1 protein-coding gene is annotated in these 383 nt (G+C 57.7%); it reads right to left on the bottom strand.

Features of this window, described 5'->3' with window-relative positions; all coding sequences use genetic code 11:
• Positions 1 to 383 (bottom strand): hypothetical protein (locus AOA61_RS31260; RefSeq protein WP_158234815.1); only part of this gene is annotated, 383 nt, incomplete at both ends.

The following is a 383-nucleotide window of genomic DNA, read 5'->3' as shown; positions in this document are numbered from 1 at the left end:
ACGTTGTTGCCGGAGATGGCGTAATAGCCGTCAGCGTTGGTGCCTGCGGTGAAGCTGATGTTCAGGTTTTCGCGTGGGGTTTCTTCGTCTTTGGCGACGAAGGTACCGGCGACGGTACCTGCTTCAGCAGTGTTCTCGATGATGGTGGTCGGCGTGACAGCAATTACTGGGACGTCGTTAACCAGGGTCACGGTCGGTTGACCAGTGCCGGTGGAGTTCAGGCCTTCAACATCGGTAACGGTCAGGTCGATCTTCGGCAGCTGGTTACCCGCGTTAACGAAGTCGGCGCCTTTTTCGGTCAGGACCACGTTGTTGCCGGAGATGGCGTAGTAACCGTCAGCGTTGGTGCCTGCGGTGAAGCTGATGGTCAGGTTTTCGCGTGG

The sequence above is a fragment of the Pseudomonas sp. 2995-1 genome (assembly GCF_002742505.1).
In the GTDB taxonomy this organism is placed as follows: Bacteria; Pseudomonadota; Gammaproteobacteria; order Pseudomonadales; family Pseudomonadaceae; genus Aquipseudomonas; species Aquipseudomonas sivasensis.
This window is presented reverse-complemented; position numbering and strand designations above follow the sequence as displayed.